We start from the raw sequence: 24,841 nt of genomic DNA on the forward strand, positions 1-24,841 counted from the left end.
CTCAATATCTGCTGTGAGGTGGCGAAAGACTGCTTTACGCAGCCCCAAGGCCGAGAAATGCTTTTTGCACAGCAGGGTCGGACTGCAGAGCCCGGGCAGTGTCCTGCCCGGTGATGGCTCCATTTTCAATCAGATATCCCCGATCTGATATGGCGAGGGACTGGTGCGCATTCTGTTCGACCAGAAGAACACCAACCCCGGTTGTACGAATGGCGGCAAGCGCCTTGAACAAATCTCCGGTCATAATGGGGGAAAGACCAAGGGATGGCTCATCAAGTAACAAGATATCGGGGTTCGACATCAGCGCACGGCCAATGGCGACCATTTGCTGTTCGCCGCCGCTCATGGTGCGGGCGGCCTGACCCAGACGTTCGGCCAGTTTGGGGAACAGGCCGATCACCCGATCAAGATTTTGCTTTTCCGATGCACGGGCGCGCTTGGCAAAGGCACCCAGTTCAAGATTTTCTCGTACCGTGAGTTCACCGAAAATACCGCGACCTTCGGGGACGAGTGCCAATCCGGCCTCGACGATTTTATGGGCGGAAAGATCGGTAAGTTCGGCACCGGAAAGATTGATGCTGGTATCGTCATGGGCGGTAACCAGACCAGCGCAGGCCTTGAGCAGGCTGCTTTTACCCGCGCCATTGGCACCGAGCATCACAACGATCTCGCCGCGATCAACGGTCAGCGATACGTCGCGCAGGGCTGCGTGCTTGCCATAGGATACAGACAGGTTTTTGATATCAAGCATGGCTGTCTCCGAGATAGGCACGAATGACTTCAGGATCGGAAAGGACTTCGTCAGGCGTGCCATCAGCAATCTTGGTTCCGGCATTCATGACGACGCACCGGTCACACAGACTGCGAATGGCATCCATCACATGTTCAACCATGATGATGGTAAGCCCTTCGTCCTTGAGTTGTCGAACAAGGGCAATGCCATCCTGAAGTTCGGACGGGTTCAGGCCCGCAAGCCATTCATCAAGCAAAAGCAGCTTGGGCTGAAGGGCAAGGGCGCGCCCGAGTTCCAGACGTTTCTGATCGATATAGGTCAGATCACCCGCAGGCGTATGAGCCTGTTTGGCAAGACCGATCCGGTCAAGAAGTTCGAGTGCGGCCGCATGGGCAGCATCGCCCCAAAGCGGCTTGGTACGATAGGCAAGACCCGCTTCGATGTTTTCGATGCAATCAAGATCAGGCAGGACGCGCACGAGCTGGAAGGTGCGTGCAATGCCAGAATGGCTGATCTTGTGTGCGGGCAGGTTCGTGATGTCCTTGCCACTGATCACGACCTTGCCTTCATTGGCCTGAAGCGCGCCAGAGATCAGGTTCATCACCGTGGTCTTGCCCGATCCGTTCGGGCCGAGCAGACCAACAATTTCACCCGCATGGACATCAAACTGCATCTGGTTGACGGCAATCAGTCCGCCAAAGGCCTTGTGCAGCCCGGAAATCGACAGAAGAACTTCTGTGGTCATGCTGTTTTCTCCTCTGACTTGCGGGTGGTTTCGGGGCTGGATGAAAGAGTGCGCTTTTTGGGCGCACGGTATTTTTCATACAGACCAACCACACCACCGGGCAGAAGATAGACAATCACCATGAACACGCAGCCAAGCAGGATGCTGAAATGGTTCGGGAAGCTTGCCGTCAGGACTTCAAACAAAAGGGTCAGTGGAATGACGCCCAGAAGCGGACCCAGCAAGCGACGCGGACCGCCCAGAAGTGCCATGATGACAACCTGGAAAGACAGCATCGGGTTAAAGGCAATCACTGGATCAATATAGGTCCAGCGCGGCGCGATGATTGCGCCGGTCAGTGTCATGAATAGGGCAGACAGAACAAACAGGGCCACTTTGACGCGGGTAACGTCAATGCCGCAATGTTTGGCGACGGTTTCGTCTTCGCCAATGATGCGCAGAGCAAAGCCAAGGCGCGACCGGCCCAGAACAAAGCCGGTCAGAAGCAAGACGGCAAACAGCGCAAGCAACTGCCAGTAAATGTCGTTCTGGGTGATATCAAGGAAGACATAACGGCCCATTTCGCGGGTAACGTTGACTTCGTACCAGCTGACCACCTGACGGACCAGTTCGGTCAGGCCGAAAGTGAAGATCACGAAATAGACACCCGCCAGCCGCAAGGTCGAAAAACCGACCAGAAGGGCAACAACCGTTCCGGCAAGACCGGCACAGACAAGCACCAGCGGGAAAGCCATGATTTCGCCAAGTACGGCCACGGTATAGGCGCCGATGCCAAAGAATACGACAGTGGCAAGCGAGATATAGCGCGTCGGGCCAGAAAACATCGACCATGCGGTCGCAAGCACGGCAAAGCTGACAACACTGATGGCCAGAGACATATAATAGCTGTCGGCGAAGCTTGGCAGGAAGGCCAGAGCGGCAAAGATCACGGCACCGATGGCAACCGGTTTGATGAAATCGGGTTTCAGGATGCTCATGATGTGGCCCTCCCGAACAGGCCGGACGGTTTGACCAGCAAGACCAGCAGGAAGATCACATAGGTTACCGCAATGGTCAGGCCCGGATCGATATAGGTTGCAACCAGACTTTCAGCGACGCCAAGGATCAGGCCCGCAACCAGCGCGCCGAGAAGGTTGCCAACACCGCCCATGATCACGACGATCAGGGCCTTCATGGTAAAGACAACCCCCATCGAGGTCGAAAAGGTCAGGAACATGCTGACCAGAACACCACCGACGGCTGCAACAGCACCGCCAAGAGCAAAGGCAAAGCAGGATGCAAAATTGACATCAATGGCAACAAGGCGGGCCGATGTCGGATCAACAGCGACGGCACGCAGTGCCGTACCAATACGCGTACGGGTCAGGATCAGATAGAAGCCAAGGCCAATGACAACCGCAAAGCCAAGGGCAACAAGACGGTTGGCCGCGATGACGGCACCAAAGACGTCAACGGCATTATTCATAAAGTCATAGCTGTAATAATTGCCGCCAAACCAGACAAGGAGCACACCCTGAACGATGAACAGCAGGCCGAATGTTGCCAGAATGCTGTCAACTTCAAGCATTCCGCGGTTTTTGGCGCGGGCGACCAGCGGGGTCAGCAAAATGCGATAAATGGCCCAGTTCAGCACAAAGCTCAGCGGGATAATGATCAAAAGACCAAGGATCGGGTTAATCCCGAAAGAGGTCATGAAAACAAAGGCAATAAAGGACGCGACAATGACCAGCTCGCCATAGGCGAGGTTCATGATGCGCGATACACCGTATTGCAGGGTCAGACCCATGGCGACGAGAGCATACATGCCGCCAAGAGTAATCCCGGAAAAGATTGCGTAGCTTAACATTCACTTTTTCCCAGAAAGGGCATTTCTTCCCAAAGGGCAAGGATAGGGTGCCGGGGATTCTGTGCCGTTGTGCGTGCACGGAACCCCCGGTCGTCCTTATAGGTCGCGATCAGTTCGCGGCCTTCCATGCGGGTTTCGGGAAGACAAGTTCATGTGCGCCTTCCATGCTGGTCGGGGCAACACCGACAAATTTGCCGTCCTGCCACTGACCGACCTGCCAGAAATTCTGGTCGCCGGGCTTGTAGGTGCCAAGGATGGTATCAAAGCCGCCTTTGGCGAGTTCGGCATTCACAGCTTCGCGGTCGGTGGAACCGGCGCGCTCGATTGCCTGATGCAGGGACTGAAGCGATGCCCAGTTGACGATGGACGCCCAACGGTCCGGCTCGCGACCGGCAAACGCAATGTGGCGTTTGATGTAATCGGCGATTTTCGGATCATTCTCGCTCGCGCCACCGAGGCTTACGACACCTTCGGCATCGGCGCCAAAGCGATCTTTATAAAGCGGGAAGGCAGTACCAACGCCGGCATAGAAGACCTTGGGGTTAAAACCGAGAACGCGGGATTGTTCGGTCAGGCCAAGGGTACCCGGCGGGTAGGAGAAAGCCACAAAGGTGTCGGCACCAAGGGATTTGATGTCATTGACGATGGTTGCAAGATCCTGGGAACCCAGCGGATAGGTCTTGTCATAGACCAGATCGAAATCGCGATCTTCAAGGGCTGCACGGCCCGCTTTGGAAAGTTCGATGCCAAAGCCGTCAGCAACGGCGATCATTGCGACCTTGTCATTGATCTTGCCTGCGTCTTTCAGGCCTTTGAGGAACTCGGCCATTTCAACAGCATATTGTTCACCCGTGCCCAGCAGCCAGTAGGAGTTTTTCCAGCGTTTTGCCAGTTGCGGTGCCTTGTCCGTGACGGCGGTACCCGCCAGATGAGCGTAGCCCGCGCGATCAAGGATCGGCGCAACGGCAAGGTTGATACCCGTGCCCCACGGCGAAAGAATGAAATCAACCTTGTCCTGGTTGATCAGGCGTTCAACCGCCCGAACAGCTTCTTCGGAGCTGGAGCGATCATCATACTCAACGACTTCGATCGGCAGTTGTTTGTCGCCAACCTTCAGGCCACCGGCATCGTTGACTTCCTTGACCCACATTTCGTAGTTGGGAATGGTGCTTGTGGCAGCCCCCGGTGCGCCCGGGCCGGTTTTTGAAACCGCGTAACCAATGCGGTAGGTTTCCTGTGCGTTTGCACCAAACAGCGTCGCGGAGCTCATCAGTGCGGTGGTTGCCGCAGCAATGGTCGCGAAGCGCAGTTTTGCTGAAATTTCCATGCTTTTCCTCCTGATCTCTATGCAGAGACGGTTTTCCCGTTTGCGCGTTATTTCAGGAGTTTAGGCAAAGAGATTCTATTATTTACTTTGGGTTTCAAAGTAAATCTCCGGCGTATCCTCCCGCCCATTAGTTCGCAAACGCAAAATAACGGGAACGCATTTTTTATCTGTATTGTTATTTTTGCGGTTCCATTGACCGTCACTCTAGTAAGCGATGGAATTGTTCCAATGTAAAGATGACGAAATTGACATTTTAAGACGAAAAATTGTACTTTTATACATATAACGATTTGGAATAGATGGAGTATAAAAAGGCATGCCTGCGCATTCCACGCGCTATATCCCGGTTTCAAGTCCTGCCCGGTTAACAGATAATCCGTTTGAAGATCTGTTGCCGGTAACTGCCCAGGCGATGATTGACCGGTTTGACCATCCATTATCCTCGCAGAGCTGGGCGATGAACGATCCGGGGCGGCGCGACCGGTGCTATGCGGTGCTTATGCTTTCGGGGCATGCGCAAATCGGGTTGCGGCAGGGGGTGATTGAGTGCAAGGCACCGGCACTTGTGTGGTTGCCACTTGGTGAAACGCAACGTTTTACGGTTACGGCGGGCAGCGAAGGATATCTGTTGTCTGTTGCCGACGACCTTGTCGCGCGTCATTGCGGCGATGGGGGTATGGCTGGTGGCAGTCCGGCGAGCGGTGGGCTGCCGCTCAGACTTGCGGCTGATACAGTACATAATGTCAGCCCGTCAGAAGGCAGCGAGAACCTGTCGCTTTTAACCCGAAGCTTTGAAGCGATCCGGGCCGAGCTTATGCAAAATGCCCTTGGTGCCAGTCTTGTGGTCGGTGCGCATTTGCAGATTATTCTGACGATGGTCTTGCGACTGGCCGAGAGCGTCATGGAGCAGCGCGACAAACATCGACCGGGCTCTATCACGTTCCAGCGGTTTTTGCAGATATTGGAGCTGCATTTTCGCGAACACTGGAATGTTGCCGATTACGCAACGGCTCTTGGGGTGAGCGAGCGTCGCCTTGGATCTGCGGTATTGCGGGCGACGGGCAAGCCGCCCCTGACCGTGATCCATGAACGTGTTCTTCGCGAAGCCTGTATGCGACTGGAACAAAGTCCGCTTGGGGTCGCGCAGATTGCCTATGGTCTGGGGTTCCGTGATCCGGCCTATTTCAGCCGGTTTTTCAAACGCTATATGGGTGAGGCACCGGGTGGATACCGGCGGCTGCGCCGCGCAGCCGAGCGCGTCCGCGATGATACCTTTGCCGCATGGCCATAGGTGAAATTGCAGGAAATCTCGGAAAATGGCAGGAAATGTCGCGAAAATGTATCAGCGTCTCACAGCTTGTTGATTGTGACGCTGTGTTGCATTGCCTTTTTTTGATCTTACTTCTCCGCTTTGATCGTAATGTTACTGCAACGCAAAATCAGAACGGATTGAAAACTTGGGTAAAGGCAAAACTCTGTTTCTTGGACTTATGGCGGTTCTTGTCCTGCCATTTGGCATCAGTCTTGCGGAAGATCCGCCAAGTCAGAAGAAAAAAGACAGCTATACCTGGCGCACAGCGCCGCGCCATTCATCCGGGGTTGCTCCGGATGCTGCGGCACACGCCAATCAGGCGATTGTCATGGTGATGGCCGCCGACACGTTTGGCTGGCGGGGGTATTTTGCCGTTCATCCGTGGATCATCTACAAGCGTGCCGGTGAAACCAGCTATACCCGCTATGACGTGGTTGGCTGGGGCGGTGGCAGTGTGGTGCGCAAGAATTACGCGATCCCTGACGGGTTATGGTTCGGTTCCAAACCAGAGATCCTTGCCGACAAGCGAGGCGAAGTTGCAGAAGCCCTGATTGATCAGGTTGAGGCCGCGGTGGCGAGTTATCCGTACCCGCGTGAATATCGCAGCTATCCCGGCCCGAACAGCAATACCTTTATCGCCCATATCGGTCGCGAAGTGCCGGGGCTTCAACTTGATATGCCTGCCAATGCGATTGGCAAGGATTACCGGGCACTCACCAATCCGGTCGGCATGTCGCCCACCGGGCAGGGAGTTCAGGCAAATATTTTGGGGGTTCTCGGGTTCTCTGTCGGGATTGAAGAAGGGATCGAGCTTAATCTTCTGGGGCTTAATTTCGGGATCGACTTCAATCGCCCGGCCCTGCGTTTGCCATCCATCGGGCGGCTTGGCATGGATGATGTCGATCAGGACGTTGCGAATGTGAATGACGTTAATGACGGTTCGACGACCGAAACGGGAATGGATGTCCGCGCAGAGCCAAGCGGCTAGAGTTTCTTCGTTCTAGCTGTTCAAGTGCCAGATCGCACCGTTAAGCAAGGTTGCAAAGCCCACCCACAGCGCATAGGGCACAAGAAGCATCCCGGCAAGTCGGTCAATTTTCATGAACATCGCGCAATTGATGATGATCAGGACCAGCAGGATCACAATATCGATCAGGCCCAAAAATGGTGCCTGTGCGCCGAAAAACAGGAACGACCATGCAAGATTAAGGGTGAGCTGCGTGGCATAAAGGGTGAAAGGCACCTTGGCATTGGCAATGCCGCGTTTGAGCCAGACCCGCCAGCCGCTCAGGGCGATCAGGAAATAGATAACCGTCCAGACCGGACCAAACAGCCAGTTTGGTGGATTGAATGCAGGTTTCTGCAAGGTCGCGTACCAGTCATTGACACTGGTTGCGGTTACCGCCCCGCCAAATGCCGATATGATCAGGCACAACACCATGAAGGCAATCAGCGCAAAAACGCGGGTGCGATGATTGGGACGCGGGTTCATCGTTTCCTGTTCGCTGCTGGTCATGGTGCTGACTGGTCCTTTGGCTTAGTTGGTGACATCGTCGATTGTGCCGATCAACGCGTCGAAATAGGGATTCCAGGTCAGGCGGCCATGATATTTGCCGGGCTCTGTATAACCCCAACTGCTGCGCCAGATCGTTGACAGGTCTTCGGGCAGGGCGATGTTTTCCTGACCATTTTCAACAAAGATAAAACTGCCCTTCACACCATAATACGGATTGCTTGGCGCAAACAGCACGCTCAGATGCGAAAATGTACTGATCTGCTGATCGGGCAGCTTGCTGTTAAGGGTTTCAACCCTTTTGTCACGGGTCGGTGCAGGCGTGTCATCATACCAGACAAAACGCGATTTGGGATGGGTGAAGCGTTTCTCAAATGTACGAAGTGTCTCGATCGGGGCCAGCACACTGTCATCGGCACTCATCACCAGAACCACCGGACGATCAAACGGCTCTGCAGCCAGATGTTCCTGCGCATCCAGAACGCTTCGGTAATAAAGCTCTGATGCCCTTGATGAAAGCGACTGGTAATTGATGGCATTGACTTCAGAGTCAACGTCGATCCAGTCCCAAAGATACTTGATGACAGGGGTCAGGAAAAGGAAGCCGTTATCGGGATAAATGCCCGGTGAAAACAGCAACAAGCCGGCAATTTCGGAATGTTCTGCGGCATAACTGGTCACAAGATTGCCGCCGGTGGAAAACCCGCCAAGCCAGACTTCATCGACCTTGCCTTCGAGCAAGGCAACCTGATGGGCAACGGCCTCTGTCCAGTCCGCATAGTCCGGAATGCCCAGATCTGCCGGACGGGTTCCGTGGCCGGGTAACAGCATGGAGCGCGCCAGCCATCCGTTCTTTGCCATCCGGGTGGCAATGTCGTGGAAGTACCATGGGCTTGCCCCCAAACCATGCACAAACAGAACGCCGCGCTTTGGTGTTCTGTCGTCCGGTGACGTCGGGCCTTTTTCAAACGGAATGTTGCGCGCCAGTTCGGTGTCACGGTCCTGCGTGATAAAGACGCGATGTTCGGCGACCCAGTCACGGGTTTGGGTAACATATTCCTTGAAGCTGTCCTGTTTGTAGGGCGGGATGTCGGGGGATTGCTGATAAAGCTCGTTATCGGGGGGAAAGGCACAGGATGCGATGGCGGCTGCCGGAATTACGACAGCAAGGAGCATGCGTGTCTTCCGGGTGATCCGGTGCAGGCAATCTTTCAATATGGGCGAACCGGCTTTGAGTCGACGCATACCATCCCCGTTGCGTTGTTGGTCGTCCTGCAGTGGCGACATTATCTTCGCGCAAATGGTTGAAAAATCTAGGCCGAATTTGGTCCAGACGGATCACTTCTTTGGGCTTGTTTTGATTGATCGGGTCAAAAGCCTTTGACAGACGGGGTTCAGTTCCGCGACCAGCGCGGGAACGGATCGGGCAGGTTGGCATAGTGTGCCGCATCAAAGGATGATGTCAGGGCATCGTCGTTATCATCGACAAGGCATTCCGACAGACGTTGGCGCAGGGCGGCTTCGTTCATGTTCTGACCGATAAAGACGATTTCCTGACGACGGTCGGCAAAGACCGGATCCCATTTTGAAAAGACAAGATCGCGCCATACCGGATTGTCCGGCCATTGATCACGTGGCACCGCGCACCACCATGTGCCAAGGGCTTCGGTCTTGACCGCGGCTCCGGCCTGACTGATTTCACCGACCCAGTCAGGGCGGGTCGCCAGCCAGAAATGACCCTTGGCCCGCAGGACGCCGGGCCATTCGCTGTTGATAAAGGCGTGAAAACGTTCAGGGTGAAAGGGCAGAGAGGTGCGGAAGGTAAAGCTTTTGATCCCGTATTCCTCGGTCTCCGGGATGTGGTCGGCAAAACCATAGAGTTCCTTGGCCCACAGCGGATGGTTTTGCGCCCGTTCGAAGTCAAAACGTCCGGTATTCAGGATGCGTTCGGGGGTGACGATGCTTTGTGTGGTCTCGATGATTTCGGCATCGGCATTCAGTGCCTTGATGATCCCCAGCACGGATTTGCGTTCTTCGTCATTGATAAGATCAAGCTTGTTCAAAACGATGACGTCGGAAAATTCGATCTGATCAACCAAAAGATCGACGATGGACCGGTCATCACCGTCACCAAGGCTTTCGCCGCGATCCGACAGCAGTTCGGTAGAGCTGTAATCGGCGATCATGCGTGCACCATCGACCACCGTGACCATGGTATCAAGTTTGGCAATGTCGCCAAGCGACTGACCATTTTCATCGCGGAAATCGAAGGTGGCAGCAACCGGAAGGGGTTCGGAAATGCCAGTTGATTCGATCAGCAAATAATCAAAACGCCCCTGTTCGGCGAGACGGCGGACTTCGGCCAGCAAGTCATCGCGCAATGTGCAGCAAATGCAGCCATTGGTCATTTCGACCAGTTTTTCATCGGTCTGGGAAAGCTCGGACCCGCCGTTGCGGATCAGGTCGGCATCAATATTAACCTCGGACATATCATTGACGATGACCGCAACCCGCAAGCCACGGCGGTTATTAAGAACATGATTGAGGAGGGTGGTTTTGCCCGCGCCAAGAAAGCCGGACAGAACAGTTACGGGAAGGCGTTTCATCAGGGGACCTATAAATGCTATGTTATAACGTAACATTTAATTGGATCGGAAAGGCGGGGCAACCAAAAAAACAAGCCCGGCGATCCGGCCGGGCTTGTCGGGATGGATTGAGCAACGCGTGATCAGGCGTTTTGGGTCGATTTTGCGGTTTGACCAAACAGGACTTTTTTGTCCTCGTCGCTCATGATGGGTTCGCGCATGCCTTCACCAACCTTGTAGGCTGCAATGGTTGCCGGACGGGCTTCGATGGCCTTGAACCAGCGTTTCAGGTTCGGGAATTCATTCAGATCCTGTTGTTGTTTTTCATGGCTGACAACCCATGGATAGGACGCCATATCGGCAATGCTGTAGTCATCACCAGCAATGAATTTACGCCCTTCGAGACGTTTGTTGAGCACGCCATAGAGGCGGTTGGTCTCATTGACATAGCGCGTGATGGCATAGGGGATTTTTTCCGGCGCATAGGTGCCGAAATGGTGGTTCTGACCGGCCATCGGGCCAAGGCCACCCATCTGCCAGAACAGCCATTCCATCACGGTCTTGCGGCCGCGGACGTCAGTCGGAAGGAACTTGCCGGTTTTCTCGGCCAGATATTGCAAGATTGCACCGGATTCAAACACCGTGATCGGCTCGCCCCCATCGGCCGGGTCACGGTCAATGATTGCCGGCATGCGATTATTGGGCGAAAAGGCCAGGAATTCCGGTTTGAACTGATCGCCTGCACCGATATTGATCGGGAAAATCTTGTAATCCAGCCCGGCCTCTTCGAGGAACAGGGTGATCTTGTGACCGTTCGGGGTTGGCCAGTAATAAAGTTCAATCATGGGGTTGGGGCTCCTTAAGGATAATTTCTGGTGACAGCTTCAATAATCCAAGCTTGCCAACTGAGACATAATGGGTCAATTTAAAACGAACGTTCCAAAATGCAATGCCGGGTCACGGCTTCGTGTAAACCGACCGACCCGCAAGGAGACTCTTGATGATCCGCTTCTATTTTCATCCGACCCCGAACCCGCAGAAAATCTCGATGATGCTTGAAGCGACCGGTCTTGCCTATGAGGTGCTGCCGGTTGATACCCGTAAGGGTCAGCAACATGATCCGGCCTTTCGGGCGATCAACCCGAATGGCAAGGTCCCGGCGATTGTCGATACCGAAGGGGCGGGCGGCAAGGATGTTCGCGTTTTCGATTCAAATGCCATTTTGCTGTATCTGGCGGAAAAATCGGGCAAGTTTCTGGGCAAGCCGGAAGATCGTGGTGAATTGCTGTCCTGGTTGATGTTCATTGCCACGGGCATCGGTCCGTTTTCCGGTCAGGCGGTGCATTTCCATCATGTTGCACCGGCCGGGAGCGACTATGGTGTGAACCGTTACCGCAACGAGATTGCCCGCCATTATCAGGTGCTTGAAGATCATATGAAGGGCCGCGACTTTATCGTCGGTGATGAAATGACGATTGTCGATATTTCGGCCTGGGGCTGGATCGACAAGGCCCCCTATGTGCACAAGAACCCGGATGTGATGAATAACTATCCGAACCTGAAACGCTGGTTCGATGCGATGAACAGTCACCCCGCCGCGATTGCTGCGCGCAATGTTGGCAAGGATCACACCTTCAAAACCGAAATGGACGAAGACGCCAAACGCGCCATGTTCCCGTCAAACTACGTTTAACGGGAACGGCGCCCTCATCGGGGAGTTTGGCGATATCGCAGGCGCGGTTTGATCGCGCGACCGGTTGAGGGGGAGACAACCGGTCATGCCAAGGCCAAACTCCCCGACTGAGACTGCATTAATCTGATCGCTTGCGAAAACACCCCGGCACTGTCGCCGGGGTGTTTTTTTGTTCGGGCACTGCAAAGGCTGGGCGGGGGTCAGGACTGTGCGGCCTTGCGATCGGCAAGCAGTCTGATGGTCAGGCTGATGATACCGGCGATGACGCCAACCGCCATGACCGACGGATAACCGCCATGGGCAAAGAGCTGCGTGCCAAGAACCGACCCCGACGCCATGCCGATGAACATGACGGTAAAGAAAACTGAGTTCAGGCGGCTGCGGGCTTCGGGCGCGATCTGATAGACAATGGTCTGGTGCGAGACCAAGGATGCCTGAACCCCCATGTCAAAGCCGATGGTTCCGATTGCCAGTATGGCAAGCTGCATGCTGGTCGTGGAAAATGCCGGAACAAGACACATCAGCGCAAAGGACAGGATCAGCGTGACCGATCCCAGCTTGGTCACAAGCGCCGGGCCGTGACGGTCAGAAAGACTTCCGGCATAGCGCGCCATCAAAGCGCCAACCGCGCCCAACAAGCCAAAGGCCCCGGCAATGTCACTGCCCAGCTGATAGCGTTGATGCAGGATCAGCGAAAGAGATGACCAGAACGCGCTAAACGCAATGGCAAGGAATGCCTGTGCAATCGCCGCATAGCGCAGGGACGGGTGGGCAGCCCAGAGATGGGCAAGGGATTGCAGAAGTTTCGGATAGCTCATCGTTGCGTGGGTCTGAAACGGTGGCAAAATCTTCCACAGGGCAAAGCCGATGATCAGGATTTCAATGGCGGCAAGTTGCAGGACAACGCGCCATCCGAAATATTCGGCAATCACGCCGCTGACGGTGCGCGACAACAGGATACCGATCAGAAGCCCGGTCATGACCGTGCCGATGGTTTTGCCATGCAAATGCTTTGGCGAAAGAATGGCCGCAGCAGGAACAATATCCTGGGCCATGGTGGCGGTGATGCCGATCAGCAGGCTGGTAAACAGGATGGTGTTCAGTCCGGGCGAGATGCTGCCGGTCAGCAGCATCGCGGCAAGCAGAACACTTTTAAGGACAATCAGGGTCCGGCGGTCATAGCGATCACCCAGTGGTAACAGGAACAGAATGCCCAGGGCATATCCGGCCTGTGTAATGGTCGGGATCAGTCCGGTTGTGCCAACGCCAAGTCCAAGCTCGGTCCCGATCATATTCAGGACAGGCTGGGTATAATAGATCGAGGCGACAGCCGACCCTGCGCCAAGGGCAAGCGCAAAGACGATATTGCGGGACGGTGCCGCCGTGATCTGCTGCGGATGAGCAGTAGGTTGCGCAATGGTCATTGAAAGCTCCGTAAAGCTGAATTGAATTTGCGCCAGAATATCGACGATGCACTGGTTTGGTAGAGGGTTGTGGAGTAAGATGCTTATACGTAAAGCGTATGATAGGTGAAAAATGTCTTCCGTTGATCGTATGGAATTGATGCAAACATTCGTGCGCATCGTTGATGGGGGAAGCCTGTCGGCGGCGGCGATCCTGCTTAAGACAACGCAACCGACGATCAGCAGGCGTCTTCGCACACTTGAAGATATGCTGGGTGTCGAGCTGATCCTGCGCAATACGCATGCAATCAAACTGACCGACGATGGCGAACGATGCTATGCCCATGCCCGCAAATTGATGGAAGGCTGGGATCAGCTTGAAGAAGAACTTGCTGGCGCGCGGGGGGCGCCGGTCGGTCGACTGGCGGTCAAGGTGCCGCATGCCTTCGGGCAGGATCAATTGGTGCGTCCGCTGGTCGAGTATCTGAAAAATTATGATCAGGTCAGTGTTGACTGGGTTCTGAGCGACCGTCCACCAGACTTCATATCCGAGAATATTGATTGTGCCATTCATGTCGGGCCAGTATCGGACCCGTCGCATGTCGCCGTTTTGCTTGCCGAAATCCCAAGGATTGTGGTGGCGGCCCCGGAACTTCTGGAAAACAGATCGATTGACCGGGTCGAGGCGCTGGAAGGGGTGCCGTGGGTGTCGCTTACGACTTTTTATGGATCCGAGATCGTTCTGCAAAACACCAGAAATCGCAAGACAGTGCGGTTCCCGATTGCGCCGCGTTTTAGCACAGACAGTTTGTTTGCCACCCGTCACGCCGTTCTGAACGGGTTGGGGGTCGGGATCGTGTCGCGGTGGATTGTGGTTGATGATCTCAGGGAAGGCAGGCTGGTTAACCTGTTTCCGGACTGGCAGGCATCGGCATTGCCGGTTTATCTGGTTTATCCCTATGCCAGTTACTATCCGGCAAGGATGCGGAAATTCTTTGATATCTTGCGCGATTTCATGCCGAAACTGGCCGAGGTTGAGGTGCCTTCGCGCCAAAGACAGATCAACAAATGAAAACACCCCGGCGAAGGCCGGGGTGTTTGTGTTCAGTGACTGGTGCGCAATCAGGCCGGGTTTCGCGAACCGAACTGTTTGTTGAAATGCAGAACCAGCAAGGTCACAACCGCCCCTGAAAGCAGATAGGCCCCAACACCGGGCAGGCCGAACTTGTCACACAGATACAGTGCGATCAGCGGCGCAAAACCGGCCCCGAGCAGCCATGCCAGATCTGAGGTCAAAGCCGAACCGGTATAGCGATACTCACGCTTGAAGTTGGATGCCAGCGTTCCGGCGGCCTGACCAAAGCACAGGCCAAGAACCGCAAAGCCGCCCAGAACAATCATGCCTTCATTGATGACATTATAATTGTAGAGAAGCGGGGTAAGGATCGCTCCCAGAAGGATGATGCCGGCACTGTAACCGAGCAGGCGACGACGGCCCAGCTGATCGGCAATGAAGCCCGATGCAATGATGCCAAAGGCACAAAGCACCGCACCAACTCCCTGTGTCAGCAGGAACTGACCCGGATTGCCGTTGGCATACAGATAGACCCAGCTCAGTGCAAACACCGTCACCAGATGGAACAGCGCGTAGCTGACCATTGGCACCAGAGCGCCAAGCAGAACGGTCCGTCCGTTATGTTTGAGCGTGTCCATGACAGGGGCGGCTTCAAGTTCGTTCTTTTCGAGCAGATGTCCGAATTCCGAAGTTGCTACCAGTCGCAGCCGGGCGAACAGGGCAACCACGTTAATTGCAAATGCAACGAAGAACACAAAGCGCCAGCCAAATGCCAGGAAGTCATCTGGATGAAGGGTCAGAAGCAGATAGGCAAACAGCGATGAGGCCAGCATGAAGCCAAGTGGAGCGCCCAGCTGCGGGATCATCGCATACCAGCCCTTGCGGTTATCTGGCGCGTTCAGTGCAAGAAGGGAGGCCAGACCATCCCACGCACCACCCCATGCAAGCCCCTGCAGGAAGCGGAAGACACACAGAAGATAGATTGCAACGATACCGGCCGAGGCATAGCTGGGCAGGAAGGCCATCGCAGCCGTGGAGCCGCCAAGCATGAACATGGCAATGGTCAGCTTTACCCCGCGACCATAGCGACGGTCGACCGTCATGAAGACAAGCGATCCGACGGGGCGCGCGATAAAGGCCAGCGAGAAGATGGCAAACGAATACATTGTGCCGACCAATGCTGTTTCACCGGGAAACAGCAGTTGCGGGAACACCAGTACCGATGCGATGCAATAAACGAAGAAGTCGAAGAATTCCGATGTACGGCCAATGATTACGCCAAGCGCAATCTGACCAGGATCATGTGCATCGCCGGCATATTGCTGGCGTGCGTCGCGTTCCAAACCTGACGAGGTGGCGGTCGCGTAGTTTTCGGTTGTTTGGTTCACGCCGTTCTCCCTATTCACTGGTCGGGCCTTTGGGGCCCTAACTGCTTTTGATTGGATCACAAATCCGGCTCGAAAGGCGATACGACTTTGGATCGAGTCTAAGTATAGACATGTGAATTGCAAACGTCAGTGTCAATTATTGTTCTGCAACGCACAACGCACGGTTTACATTGGGATGATAATTGTCATTAAGACCCTGCTATGCATGGCGCGTACCTTGACATTGCTGCGATGCAGCTATAGCAATTGCCGCGACTTTCCACCTTGGCAGGTTTTTGAAAAAAAATTTGCTGTTTTTGTGCCCTTTTCGTGGATGTTTAGGATGACACTTCCTATATGCCGTTGCGGTAGGGTACGACGTGTGGCGATCTTCGATGGGTCGTTGTGCGGCTTGCAGGTATATGGTTACCTGTGAGAACATCTTCCAGAAACTGACAAAGTATGAAGCGCATGCTTTCAAAACTTGTACGCGGCGTCACTGTAACCTCGATGTTTTCGCTTCTGGCCGGTTGCAACCTGGTTGTGATCGACCCGTCGGGTGATATTGCGTCCCAGCAGTCCGATCTTATTATCGTGTCCACGATCCTGATGCTGTTGATCATCGTTCCGGTGATGGCATTGACGGTTTTCTTTGCCTGGAAATACCGTCAGGGCAACAAGGACGCGGAATACGATCCTGAATGGCACCATTCCACGAAGCTGGAAGTTGTCATCTGGTCGGCCCCGCTGGTGATCATTATCGCCCTTGGTGCAATTACCTGGGTTACGACGCATACGCTTGACCCGTATCGTCCGCTGGACCGTATTGATGCCGAACGGCCGCTTGCCAAAGACCACAAACCAATGGTGGTTGAAGTTGTTTCCCTTGATTGGAAATGGCTGTTCTTCTATCCGGAACAGGGCATTGCGACCATTAACGAGCTCGCGGCGCCAATCGACACACCGATCCAGTTCAAGATTACCTCTTCGGGGATCATGAACTCCTTCTTCATTCCTGCACTCGCAGGTCAGATTTATTCGATGGCCGGCATGGAAACCAAACTTCATGCCGTGATCAACGAAGAAGGCATTTATGACGGCTTCTCTGGGAATTACAGCGGTGAGGGTTTCTCCCACATGCGCTTTAAATTCCACGGTCTGAGCGAAGAAGGGTTTGAAGATTGGGTTTCGAAAGTGAAATCCGACGAGAACTTCCTTGGTCGTTCCGAGTATCTTGAGCTTGAAAAGCCGAGTATCGATGAGCCGATCCACTATTTCAGTTCGGTTGATCCGGAACTTTATGGTGCGATCCTCAACATGTGCGTCGATCAGTCGAAAATGTGCATGAACGAGATGATGGCCATTGACGAGAACGGTGGTGGTGGTCTGGCCGGTATTTATAACGTCATGTCCTTGACCTATGACGTGCCGCGCATGCGCGGAAGCCAGCCATTGCCCGAGAGCAAATCCTATGTGGCGACCTTGTGCACGACCCCGGAAGGCGGTTTTGCCGGTGATTTGAATGCTTTGCCGCTGTTTGATCGCGTGCAGGCATCTGATCGTGCCATGAGCTTTGCGCCGTCAGGCGTTTCGACAGGGTTCTGAAGCAGTGCCGGTTGGGGGATCCCAACCGGCCCTTCGCGGTTTTAGCACCGGACAGCCGGTGTATTGCTGCATTTGAAAGAAGAGTAATTCGATGTTCTCCAATCCGGACCTTTTGCATTTTATATTTGGCCGGCTGTCGCTTGATTCACTCCCGTTCCATGAACCGATCCTTGTGGTGACGTTCGCGGCCGTGGTTCTGGGTGGTATCGCCGTTCTGGGCGGTATTACTTATTTCCGCCTCTGGGGATATCTCTGGAACGAGTGGATCACGTCGATTGACCATAAAAAAATCGGCATTATGTACATCATATTGGCGCTTGTCATGCTTTTGCGTGGTTTCTCCGATGCGCTTATGATGCGTGCCCAGCAAGCGATGGCTTTTGGCGGCTCGGAAGGTTTCCTTCCCCCTGATCATTACGATCAGATATTCACCGCCCACGGCGTAATCATGATCTTCTTCGTGGCCATGCCGCTGGTGACGGGGCTTATGAACTTTGTCGTGCCGCTACAAATCGGCGCGCGTGACGTTGCGTTCCCGTTCCTGAATAATTTCAGCTTCTGGATGACCACCAGCGGTGCCGTGCTGATCATGGTGTCGCTGTTTGTCGGTGAGTTCGCGAAAACCGGCTGGCTGGCATATCCGCCGCTGTCAGACATTGTCTACAGTCCGGGGGTCGGGGTCGATTATTACATCTGGGCCCTTCAGATTGCCGGTGTCGGGACGTTGCTTTCGGGGGTCAATCTGGTTGTGACCATCGTCAAAATGCGCGCACCGGGCATGTCCATGATGAAAATGCCGGTCTTTACCTGGACGGCACTTTGCACCAACGTTCTGATCGTGGCTGCGTTCCCGGTTCTGACCGCTGTTCTGGTTCTGCTTGGGCTTGACCGTTACGCAGACACCAACTTCTTCACCAACGATCTTGGCGGTAACGCCATGATGTATATCAACCTGATCTGGATTTGGGGGCACCCGGAAGTTTACATCCTGATCCTGCCGGCGTTTGGTGTGTTTTCCGAAGTTGTGTCGACATTCTCGCGCAAGCGTCTGTTTGGGTATAGCTCGATGGTGTATGCCACCGTGGTTATCACCATCCTGTCCTATATCGTCTGGTTGCATCACTTCTTCACCATGGGCTCGGGTGCCAGCGTGAACGCCTTCTTTGGTATCGCGACCATGATCATCTCGATCCCGACCGGTGCGAAGATCTTCAACTGGATGTTCACGATGTATAAGGGCCGCATCAGTTTTGATGTTCCGATGCTGTGGACCATCGGCTTTATGCTGACCTTTGTGATCGGGGGCATGACGGGTGTTATGCTTGCGGTTCCGCCGGCTGACTTTGTGTTGCATAACAGCCTGTTCCTGATTGCGCACTTCCATAACGTGATTATCGGTGGTGTGGTGTTCGGGATGTTTGCCGGTATCGTTTACTGGTTCCCCAAGGCATTTGGCTTCAAGCTTGATCCGTTCTGGGGCAAAATGTCCTTCTGGCTCTGGCTTGTCGGGTTCTATTTCGCCTTCATGCCGCTTTATGTTCTTGGTCTGATGGGGATTACCCGCCGCATGAGCCAATTTGACGATCCGTCGCTTCAGATCTGGTTCGTGATTGCCGCCTTTGGTGCGCTTCTGATTGCCGGGGGGATCGGTTCGTTCATTCTGTCGATCGTTGTTGCGGTGATCAAACGTGACAAGCTTCGTGATGAAACCGGTGACCCATGGGGGGATGGTCGTACGCTGGAATGGTCGACTTCGTCGCCGCCCCCAGCCTACAACTTTGCCTTTACCCCGGTTGTCCATGATCTTGATGCATGGGCCGACATGAAGAAACGTGGTTATGTCCGTCCGACGGAAGGCTTCCTGGATATCCATATGCCGAAAAATACCGGCGCTGGCTTTATCCTTGCCGCTCTGTCGCTTGTTCTTGGTTTCGCGCTGGTCTGGCATATCTGGTGGCTGGTGATTGCAAGCTTCATTGCCCTGGTTGTCGGTGCAATTGCCCACACCTTCAACTATGACCGCGATTATCACATCCCGGCATCTGAAGTCGTGGAAACCGAAGACGAACGTACTGCCCTTCTGGCAAAACAGCAGGCGTAAGGGAATGACAATGGCGAATAACACTGCCGCACAGACCGAAATGCCGGTCTTCTATCTGAAGGAAGAGCATCACCCGGAAACCGGGACGATGCTTGGCTTCTGGATCTATCTGATGAGCGATAGCCTCATCTTTGGGATTCTGTTTGCAACCTATGCCGTTATTGGCCAGAATTATGCCGCAGGTCCGGCACCGACTGATTTGTTCGATCTGGAATTGGTGGCGATCAATACATCGATGCTGCTGTTTTCGTCGATTACCTATGGCTTCGCCATGCTGCAAATGGAAAAAGGCAGTATTGCGGGCACACAGCTTTGGCTGGCGATTACCGGTTTGTTCGGTGCCGCGTTTGTCGGGCTGGAGCTATATGAGTTCCATGAACTTTGGAGCCTTGGTGCGACGCCGATGCGAAGCGGGTTCCTGTCGGCATTCTATACGCTGGTTGCGACCCACGGTCTTCACGTGACGTTCGGGATCATCTGGCTGGTGACCCTGATGATTCAGGTAGCCAAACATGGTCTGATCCCGGCCAATAAACGTCGTCTGATGTGCCTGTCGATGTTCTGGCACTTCCTTGACGTCATCTGGATCGGTGTTTTCTCCGTTGTTTATCTGCTGGGAGTTCTGGGATGAGTGCACATTCACACGCACATGATGACCATCACGGCGATGGCGGTGCCGGCCACGGTACCTTCAACAGCTATATGATCGGGTTTATCCTGTCGGTTATTCTGACGGCCATTCCGTTCTGGCTGGTGATGGATGGTGTTCTTGACAGCAAGATCGCAACCGCACTTTGGATCATGGGTCTTGGTGTGGTTCAGATCATTGTTCACATGGTCTATTTCCTGCACATGAACACCAAATCCGAAGGTGGCTGGAACATGTTGGCGCTGATCTTTACCCTTGTGATCGTTGCGATTGCCATCGCCGGTTCCATGTGGGTGATGTATCACCTTAACACCAACATGATGCCCGATATGGATCATGACATGATCAAAAGCTTTGGCTAGGCCAATGCTTGATATCTAAAGGGGGCGCGATACCTTTACCGGTATCGCGCCCTTTTTGTTTCAGAAACGACTGACGTGTTTTGAAAGAAAGCGAGATGACGGAAAACCGCATTTCACAGACCGAACCGGTTCGAACAGGGCCTTCGATCGCCACCCGTATTGTTGTGCTGGTGCTGGCAGCGATCCTGTTTTCGGGGTTCTGCGGCCTTGGATACTGGCAGGTGGAACGCCGGGCATGGAAACTTGATCTGATTGAACGGGTTGACGCGCGCGTACATGGCGATGCGGTGGCCGCGCCGACCCGTAAGGACTGGGGCACTGTCAGCCGGGAAGGCGATGAATATCGCAAGGTCAGCGTCACAGGCACCTATCGCAACGATCTTGAAAGCCATGTCTATGCCGCGACCGATTATGGTGCGGGATACTGGGTGATGACGCCACTTGCGCGTGATGATGGTACAATCGTCATGATCAATCGCGGTTTCGTGCCGACAGACCGACGTGATCCCGCAAGCCGGGCAGAGGGCATGGTCGAGGGCAAGGTTACTGTGACCGGCCTTCTGAGAATTGACGAGCCGGTTGGCACCTTTATGCGCGACAATGTGCCCGATGATGATCGCTGGTATTCGCGTGATGTCCGGGCAATGGCGACCAAGCGTGGCCTTAAGGCCGCCGATGTCGCGCCCTATTTCATAGATGCGGATGGCAAGGGGAGCCCGGCGAAGCTTCCGGTCGGGGGCCTGACCAGAATCAGCTTCCCGAATAATCACCTGTCCTATGCGCTGACATGGTTCGGGATGGCGATCCTGACACTTGTTGCGGCCTGGATTGTTCTGCGTCCGCGCAAGCGCCGCGAAGGGGATACGGACCCGGACGAGGATTGATCCCTTGGCACTGAAAAAGAAAAGCCCGGCATTCGAATGATGTCGGGCTTTTTGCTTGTGTGACGGACGGTTGAGGGGGGGGAACCGACCTTAAAGCTTGTTACGGGTTGGTATGATCAATCACTTCGCCGCGCGCCGGATAGCCCTTGGCGATCACGAAATCAAGGGCCCCAAGGATCTGGTCAAAGGCCGGACGGGCGAATGGCATGGTCTGAACGGTGCCGAAATAGAGGGTGCCGTCGGCACGGACCAGAAACAGGCCGGGTTCGGAGAAGATGGCCGGTTCTTCATAGCCGCTTGAGGTCACGCCGTTTGAGGTCGAGATATAAAGACCCCATTCGCGGGCTTTCTCAAGGCTGAGGCCATAACCAAGATCAAGGTTCTCAAGTTCCCATTTTGCCTTGGCTTCGATCGCACGTTCTTCGACGTCCGATGACAGAACAACAACATTCACGCCACGTTTGGCAAAATCAGCGAGCTTGTTATCAAGGTCCTTGAGGTATTTGCCGCAGATAGGGCAATGCAGACCGCGATAGAAAACCACCATGGTGAAGTTTTCCGGTTTCTGATCGGCCAGCGACCAGGTGCCGCCACCGACAAGCGGTACGTTCAGAGCCGGGACCGGCTGGCGGGGGATAAGCGGGGTAATAGCAGACATTTCATTCCTCATGACGTGCAATATGGATGTTGATACTCATTATGGAATGATCGTTCTAAATGACAAGCTGTTAAATCCGGGATCACTGAACTGTGATCCGGCTTAACAGAAGATATTGAGGGAATTCAGGCTTGGCGACGTTTGGCGATGATCAGGCGCGATCTGGTCTTTGCCGGGTAGATGCCGCTTGCAATGATATCAAATCCGGCATCCCGGATCATGTCATCAAGGGTGACATAGTTGATGTAATGGACCAAAGGGGCCTTGCCCAGCTTCTGCATGCCCCAGACAAGCGGGCGCAATAGCTTTGTCATTTCACCAAGGCACGGGGTCTTTGAAATGAAAAGCCCGTCTGACTTCAAAAGCATTCGCAGACTGCGCACGGTCTTTGCCGGATCGTCGAGCAGATGAAGCACGTTGAACGCCATCACAACGTCAAAGCTTTGGGCCCCCTGTTGCGCGATGAATGTGTCATGCGGGCTATGCGCAAAGGTAACGTTCTGAATGCCCTGATCCGATGCCTTGTTCCGGGCAATTTCGATCATGCGTTCGGAAATATCGATACCCGTGATGTGGGCAACATGCGGGGCCAGCTTAAGCGCGGTTGTTCCGGTGCCACATCCGATTTCAAGAGCATGCTGATCAGGCGAGAGATGCTGCACTGTGCGTTCAAGTGTCTTGGCATAGGCAGCTTCATCACCCACGGACTTTCGCGCGTATTTGTCCGCCGCTTTGTCCCAGAAACTGTCGCTTGCTATCATGATATATCCACCTGTTGGGGCCGATCCCGCAGGATCGATTTTCAGGTGCAGACTATCGGGCAAGGCATGCCTGATCGCAACCCGAAATCACGATATGGGCTTTGTCGTCAGACAGATTAATCAATGGCTTGATAGCACCGGGAAGACTTAATCAAGGGTGCTTAAGATGGTGTTGGTATAATCTTCAAGCGTTTCGCGATCCGCACCACGACGCGACATCAACTGAACACCCTGGATCGATCCGGCAAGGAAGCGTGACAATGCACGAACGTTCTTTTCCTTTGAAACCGTACCGTGCTTGATGCCACGGGTTAGTGCCGCTGCAAACATGTCTTCGACCCGGCGAAATGCCTGATGGGAGATCGCCGCAATTTCCGGATCGTGCGGAGCCAGTTCCATGCCGGAATTCACAATCAGGCAACCCTTGTGTTTGCCGTCTGTGCAGCCGTTTCTTGCCGTGTCGCGGAAGGTTGCCTCGATCGCTTTGCGGCCGTTTTCGATTTCGCGCAATTTTGCGAAACGCTCGGTACTGATTTTCTGGCTGTAATGATCCAGAACACGCAGGAACAGGGCCTTCTTGTCGCCGAAACTTGCATACATGGACGCACGGTTAAGCCCGGTCTCATCCACCAGATCCTGAACGGAGGTGGATTCAAACCCTTTGCTCCAGAAGATGTTCATTGCGTTATCAAGAACGCTTTCTTCATCAAATCCGCGCGGCCGAGCCATAACATGTCCTTGGATACTGACCAGAACACTGGAACGAGTGTTCTATAACGACCTTAAAGATGGACCGAATTGTCAGGAAAATCAACCTTGGTGGCTTCACGTCAACGTGTAAGACCGGCGGTTGACGGTTTTACACCCGATCCAGTGTGACAAAGCTGTAATCCGGGCCATCATCATTGACGATTTTCTGACGGGCGGTTTCGTGCCACTGATCCCTTGGCAACGGATCAAGGAAGGTATCGCCATCAATGTCGGCATGCACCTCGGTCAGTTCATAGCGGGTCGTAAAGGGCAGGGCGAGGTGATAGATCTGCGCACCACCGGCAATGATCACTTCATTCGCACCGGTGCTGGCGGCAATCTGGTCGCCAAGCCGGATCGCACTTTCGATGTCATGGCAAACCCGGACATTTTCATGATCATATGACCAGTCCTTGTCGCGGGTGACGATGATGGTGGTGCGTTTGGGCAATGGCTTGCCAATGGCCTCGAACGTTACCCGGCCCATGATCATCGGTTTGCCAAGGGTCAGGGCCTTGAACCGTTTAAGGTCTTCGGGCAGTTCCCATGGCATCCAGCCATCCTTGCCGATTGCGCCGTTTTTGGCGGCGGCAACCACGGCGACCCGTTCGATCCGGTCGTTATTGTTGGCGGGCATCAGACGGCAACCTTGCCGGCAATATGCGGATGCGGGTCATAGCCGAGCAGTTCGAAATCCTCGAACTTGAAATCAAAGATCGACTTGACGTCGGGATTGATTTTCATGGTCGGAAGCGGGCGGGTTTCACGCGACAGCTGCAATTCGACCTGTTCAAGATGGTTGGTATAAAGATGTGCATCGCCAAGCGTATGGACAAAATCACCAACCCCAAGATCACAGACCTGCGCGATCATCATGGTCAAAAGCGCATAGGATGCGATGTTGAACGGCACGCCAAGGAAGATATCGGCACTGCGCTGATAGAGTTGGCAGGACAATTTGCCATCCGCGACATAGAACTGGAACAGGCAATGGCAGGGCGGCAATGCCATGTTGGGCACATCAGCAACGTTCCATGCCGAAACAATCAGGCGACGGGAATCGGGATTGTTTTTGATCTGGTCGATCAGGCCGGTGATCTGGTCAATCGTTTCACCATTAGCCCCGCGCCATGACCGCCACTGACCGCCATAAACCGGGCCCAGATCGCCATTTTCATCGGCCCATTCGTTCCAGATGCGTACACCGTTATCCTGCAGATATTTGACATTGGTATCGCCATCAAGGAACCACAGCAATTCGTGGATGATCGATTTCAGATGCAGCTTCTTGGTGGTGACCAGCGGAAAGCCCTCGGAAAGGTCAAAGCGCATCTGATGGCCGAAAATCGATACGGTGCCTGTGCCGGTGCGGTCTTCCTTGTGTGTGCCGGTGTCGCGCACAAGGCGCATCAGATCAAGATATTGCTGCATGCTCGTTCCTGCATTTCTGGAATCGTGTTTGAGGCAGCATA

25 protein-coding genes are annotated in these 24,841 nt (G+C 54.2%); 9 read left to right on the forward strand and 16 right to left on the reverse strand.

Annotation, left to right across the window (positions count from 1 at the left end):
- Positions 1–34 precede the first annotated feature (34 nt).
- From TH30_RS16670 to TH30_RS16690, 5 genes are all read right to left on the reverse strand, one after another.
- Complete coding sequence (locus TH30_RS16670; RefSeq protein WP_114099236.1) at positions 35–751, reverse strand: ABC transporter ATP-binding protein; 717 nt, start codon at positions 749–751, stop codon at positions 35–37.
- On the reverse strand, positions 744–1,478 hold the full coding sequence (locus TH30_RS16675) for an ABC transporter ATP-binding protein (RefSeq protein WP_114099237.1): 735 nt from the start codon (positions 1,476–1,478) through the stop codon (positions 744–746). Before TH30_RS16675 ends, TH30_RS16670 begins: the two co-directional genes overlap by 8 nt.
- Positions 1,475–2,455: a branched-chain amino acid ABC transporter permease gene (locus tag TH30_RS16680; protein WP_114099238.1), complete on the reverse strand. Its 981-nt coding sequence runs from the start codon at positions 2,453–2,455 to the stop codon at positions 1,475–1,477. Before TH30_RS16680 ends, TH30_RS16675 begins: the two co-directional genes overlap by 4 nt.
- Complete coding sequence (locus TH30_RS16685; RefSeq protein WP_114099239.1) at positions 2,452–3,324, reverse strand: branched-chain amino acid ABC transporter permease; 873 nt, start codon at positions 3,322–3,324, stop codon at positions 2,452–2,454. The genes TH30_RS16680 and TH30_RS16685 overlap by 4 nt, the downstream gene beginning before the upstream one ends.
- Before the next feature lie 109 nt (positions 3,325–3,433).
- Complete coding sequence (locus tag TH30_RS16690) at positions 3,434–4,651, reverse strand: amino acid ABC transporter substrate-binding protein (RefSeq protein WP_114099240.1); 1,218 nt, start codon at positions 4,649–4,651, stop codon at positions 3,434–3,436.
- Positions 4,652–4,967: 316 nt separating this feature from the next.
- On the opposite strand from TH30_RS16690, the gene TH30_RS16695 reads away from it, so the two are divergent.
- Both TH30_RS16695 and TH30_RS16700 read left to right on the forward strand, forming a co-directional pair.
- Positions 4,968–5,942: a helix-turn-helix domain-containing protein gene (locus TH30_RS16695; protein WP_114099241.1), complete on the forward strand. Its 975-nt coding sequence runs from the start codon at positions 4,968–4,970 to the stop codon at positions 5,940–5,942.
- 166 nt (positions 5,943–6,108) lie between these two features.
- Positions 6,109–6,951, forward strand: coding sequence for a DUF3750 domain-containing protein (locus TH30_RS16700; RefSeq protein ID WP_220150333.1), 843 nt, complete (start codon positions 6,109–6,111; stop codon positions 6,949–6,951).
- Between the two features lie 12 nt (positions 6,952–6,963).
- Here the strand turns inward: TH30_RS16700 and TH30_RS16705 are convergent, their stop codons facing one another.
- The 4 genes from TH30_RS16705 to TH30_RS16720 all read right to left on the reverse strand — a co-directional run bounded on the left by TH30_RS16705 (position 6,964) and on the right by TH30_RS16720 (position 10,906).
- Complete coding sequence (locus TH30_RS16705) at positions 6,964–7,479, reverse strand: TspO/MBR family protein (RefSeq protein ID WP_114099243.1); 516 nt, start codon at positions 7,477–7,479, stop codon at positions 6,964–6,966.
- A gap of 21 nt (positions 7,480–7,500) precedes the next feature.
- Entirely contained in the window at positions 7,501–8,652 is a 1,152-nt protein-coding gene (locus TH30_RS16710) for an alpha/beta hydrolase (protein ID WP_181850352.1), read from the reverse strand.
- 218 nt (positions 8,653–8,870) lie between these two features.
- Positions 8,871–10,082, reverse strand: coding sequence for a zinc metallochaperone GTPase ZigA (gene zigA, locus TH30_RS16715; protein ID WP_114099245.1), 1,212 nt, complete (start codon positions 10,080–10,082; stop codon positions 8,871–8,873).
- 122 nt (positions 10,083–10,204) lie between these two features.
- Positions 10,205–10,906 carry a glutathione binding-like protein gene (locus TH30_RS16720; protein ID WP_114099246.1) on the reverse strand — a complete coding sequence of 234 codons (702 nt, stop codon included), beginning with the start codon at positions 10,904–10,906 and terminating at the stop codon, positions 10,205–10,207.
- Between the two features lie 155 nt (positions 10,907–11,061).
- On the opposite strand from TH30_RS16720, the gene TH30_RS16725 reads away from it, so the two are divergent.
- On the forward strand, positions 11,062–11,754 hold the full coding sequence (locus TH30_RS16725; RefSeq protein ID WP_114099247.1) for a glutathione S-transferase family protein: 693 nt from the start codon (positions 11,062–11,064) through the stop codon (positions 11,752–11,754).
- A gap of 200 nt (positions 11,755–11,954) precedes the next feature.
- On the opposite strand, the gene TH30_RS16730 is transcribed toward TH30_RS16725, so the two are convergent.
- Positions 11,955–13,178 (reverse strand): MFS transporter, encoded by a 1,224-nt coding sequence (locus TH30_RS16730; protein ID WP_114099248.1) that lies wholly within the window; start codon positions 13,176–13,178, stop codon positions 11,955–11,957.
- Between the two features lie 112 nt (positions 13,179–13,290).
- Between TH30_RS16730 and TH30_RS16735 the strand changes: the two genes are divergently transcribed.
- Positions 13,291–14,229, forward strand: coding sequence for a LysR family transcriptional regulator (locus TH30_RS16735; protein ID WP_114099249.1), 939 nt, complete (start codon positions 13,291–13,293; stop codon positions 14,227–14,229).
- Positions 14,230–14,279: 50 nt separating this feature from the next.
- On the opposite strand, the gene TH30_RS16740 is transcribed toward TH30_RS16735, so the two are convergent.
- Positions 14,280–15,620, reverse strand: coding sequence for an MFS transporter (locus TH30_RS16740; protein ID WP_114099250.1), 1,341 nt, complete (start codon positions 15,618–15,620; stop codon positions 14,280–14,282).
- Positions 15,621–16,061: 441 nt separating this feature from the next.
- Between TH30_RS16740 and cyoA the strand changes: the two genes are divergently transcribed.
- The 5 genes from cyoA (at position 16,062) to TH30_RS16765 (ending at position 21,200) form a co-directional block, all read left to right on the forward strand.
- Positions 16,062–17,204, forward strand: coding sequence for a ubiquinol oxidase subunit II (cyoA, locus tag TH30_RS16745; RefSeq protein ID WP_114099251.1), 1,143 nt, complete (start codon positions 16,062–16,064; stop codon positions 17,202–17,204).
- A gap of 91 nt (positions 17,205–17,295) precedes the next feature.
- On the forward strand, positions 17,296–19,305 hold the full coding sequence (gene cyoB / locus TH30_RS16750) for a cytochrome o ubiquinol oxidase subunit I (protein ID WP_101304162.1): 2,010 nt from the start codon (positions 17,296–17,298) through the stop codon (positions 19,303–19,305).
- A 10-nt stretch (positions 19,306–19,315) separates the two neighbouring features.
- Positions 19,316–19,936 carry a cytochrome o ubiquinol oxidase subunit III gene (gene cyoC, locus TH30_RS16755; RefSeq protein WP_022733300.1) on the forward strand — a complete coding sequence of 207 codons (621 nt, stop codon included), beginning with the start codon at positions 19,316–19,318 and terminating at the stop codon, positions 19,934–19,936.
- Positions 19,933–20,316: a cytochrome o ubiquinol oxidase subunit IV gene (gene cyoD, locus TH30_RS16760; protein ID WP_114099252.1), complete on the forward strand. Its 384-nt coding sequence runs from the start codon at positions 19,933–19,935 to the stop codon at positions 20,314–20,316. Before cyoC ends, cyoD begins: the two co-directional genes overlap by 4 nt.
- Positions 20,317–20,411: 95 nt before the next feature.
- On the forward strand, positions 20,412–21,200 hold the full coding sequence (locus tag TH30_RS16765) for an SURF1 family protein (protein WP_181850354.1): 789 nt from the start codon (positions 20,412–20,414) through the stop codon (positions 21,198–21,200).
- A 100-nt stretch (positions 21,201–21,300) separates the two neighbouring features.
- On the opposite strand, the gene TH30_RS16770 is transcribed toward TH30_RS16765, so the two are convergent.
- The 5 genes from TH30_RS16770 to TH30_RS16790 all read right to left on the reverse strand — a co-directional run bounded on the left by TH30_RS16770 (position 21,301) and on the right by TH30_RS16790 (position 24,800).
- Positions 21,301–21,858: a peroxiredoxin-like family protein gene (locus tag TH30_RS16770; RefSeq protein ID WP_114099253.1), complete on the reverse strand. Its 558-nt coding sequence runs from the start codon at positions 21,856–21,858 to the stop codon at positions 21,301–21,303.
- A 125-nt stretch (positions 21,859–21,983) separates the two neighbouring features.
- A complete protein-coding gene (locus TH30_RS16775; protein ID WP_114099353.1) occupies positions 21,984–22,619 on the reverse strand; it encodes a class I SAM-dependent methyltransferase in 636 nt (211 codons plus the stop codon).
- A 147-nt stretch (positions 22,620–22,766) separates the two neighbouring features.
- The gene (locus TH30_RS16780; RefSeq protein ID WP_114099254.1) at positions 22,767–23,348 is read right to left on the reverse strand and encodes a TetR/AcrR family transcriptional regulator; all 582 of its coding nucleotides are present in this window, start codon (positions 23,346–23,348) and stop codon (positions 22,767–22,769) included.
- A 130-nt stretch (positions 23,349–23,478) separates the two neighbouring features.
- Positions 23,479–24,006, reverse strand: a complete 528-nt coding sequence (locus tag TH30_RS16785; RefSeq protein ID WP_114099255.1) for a dihydrofolate reductase — start codon at positions 24,004–24,006, stop codon at positions 23,479–23,481.
- Positions 24,006–24,800 carry a thymidylate synthase gene (locus tag TH30_RS16790; protein WP_114099256.1) on the reverse strand — a complete coding sequence of 265 codons (795 nt, stop codon included), beginning with the start codon at positions 24,798–24,800 and terminating at the stop codon, positions 24,006–24,008. Before TH30_RS16790 ends, TH30_RS16785 begins: the two co-directional genes overlap by 1 nt.
- Positions 24,801–24,841 lie beyond the last annotated feature (41 nt).

Origin of the sequence: Thalassospira profundimaris (assembly GCF_003326795.1) — a bacterium.
Classification (GTDB): domain Bacteria; phylum Pseudomonadota; class Alphaproteobacteria; order Rhodospirillales; family Thalassospiraceae; genus Thalassospira; species Thalassospira profundimaris_C.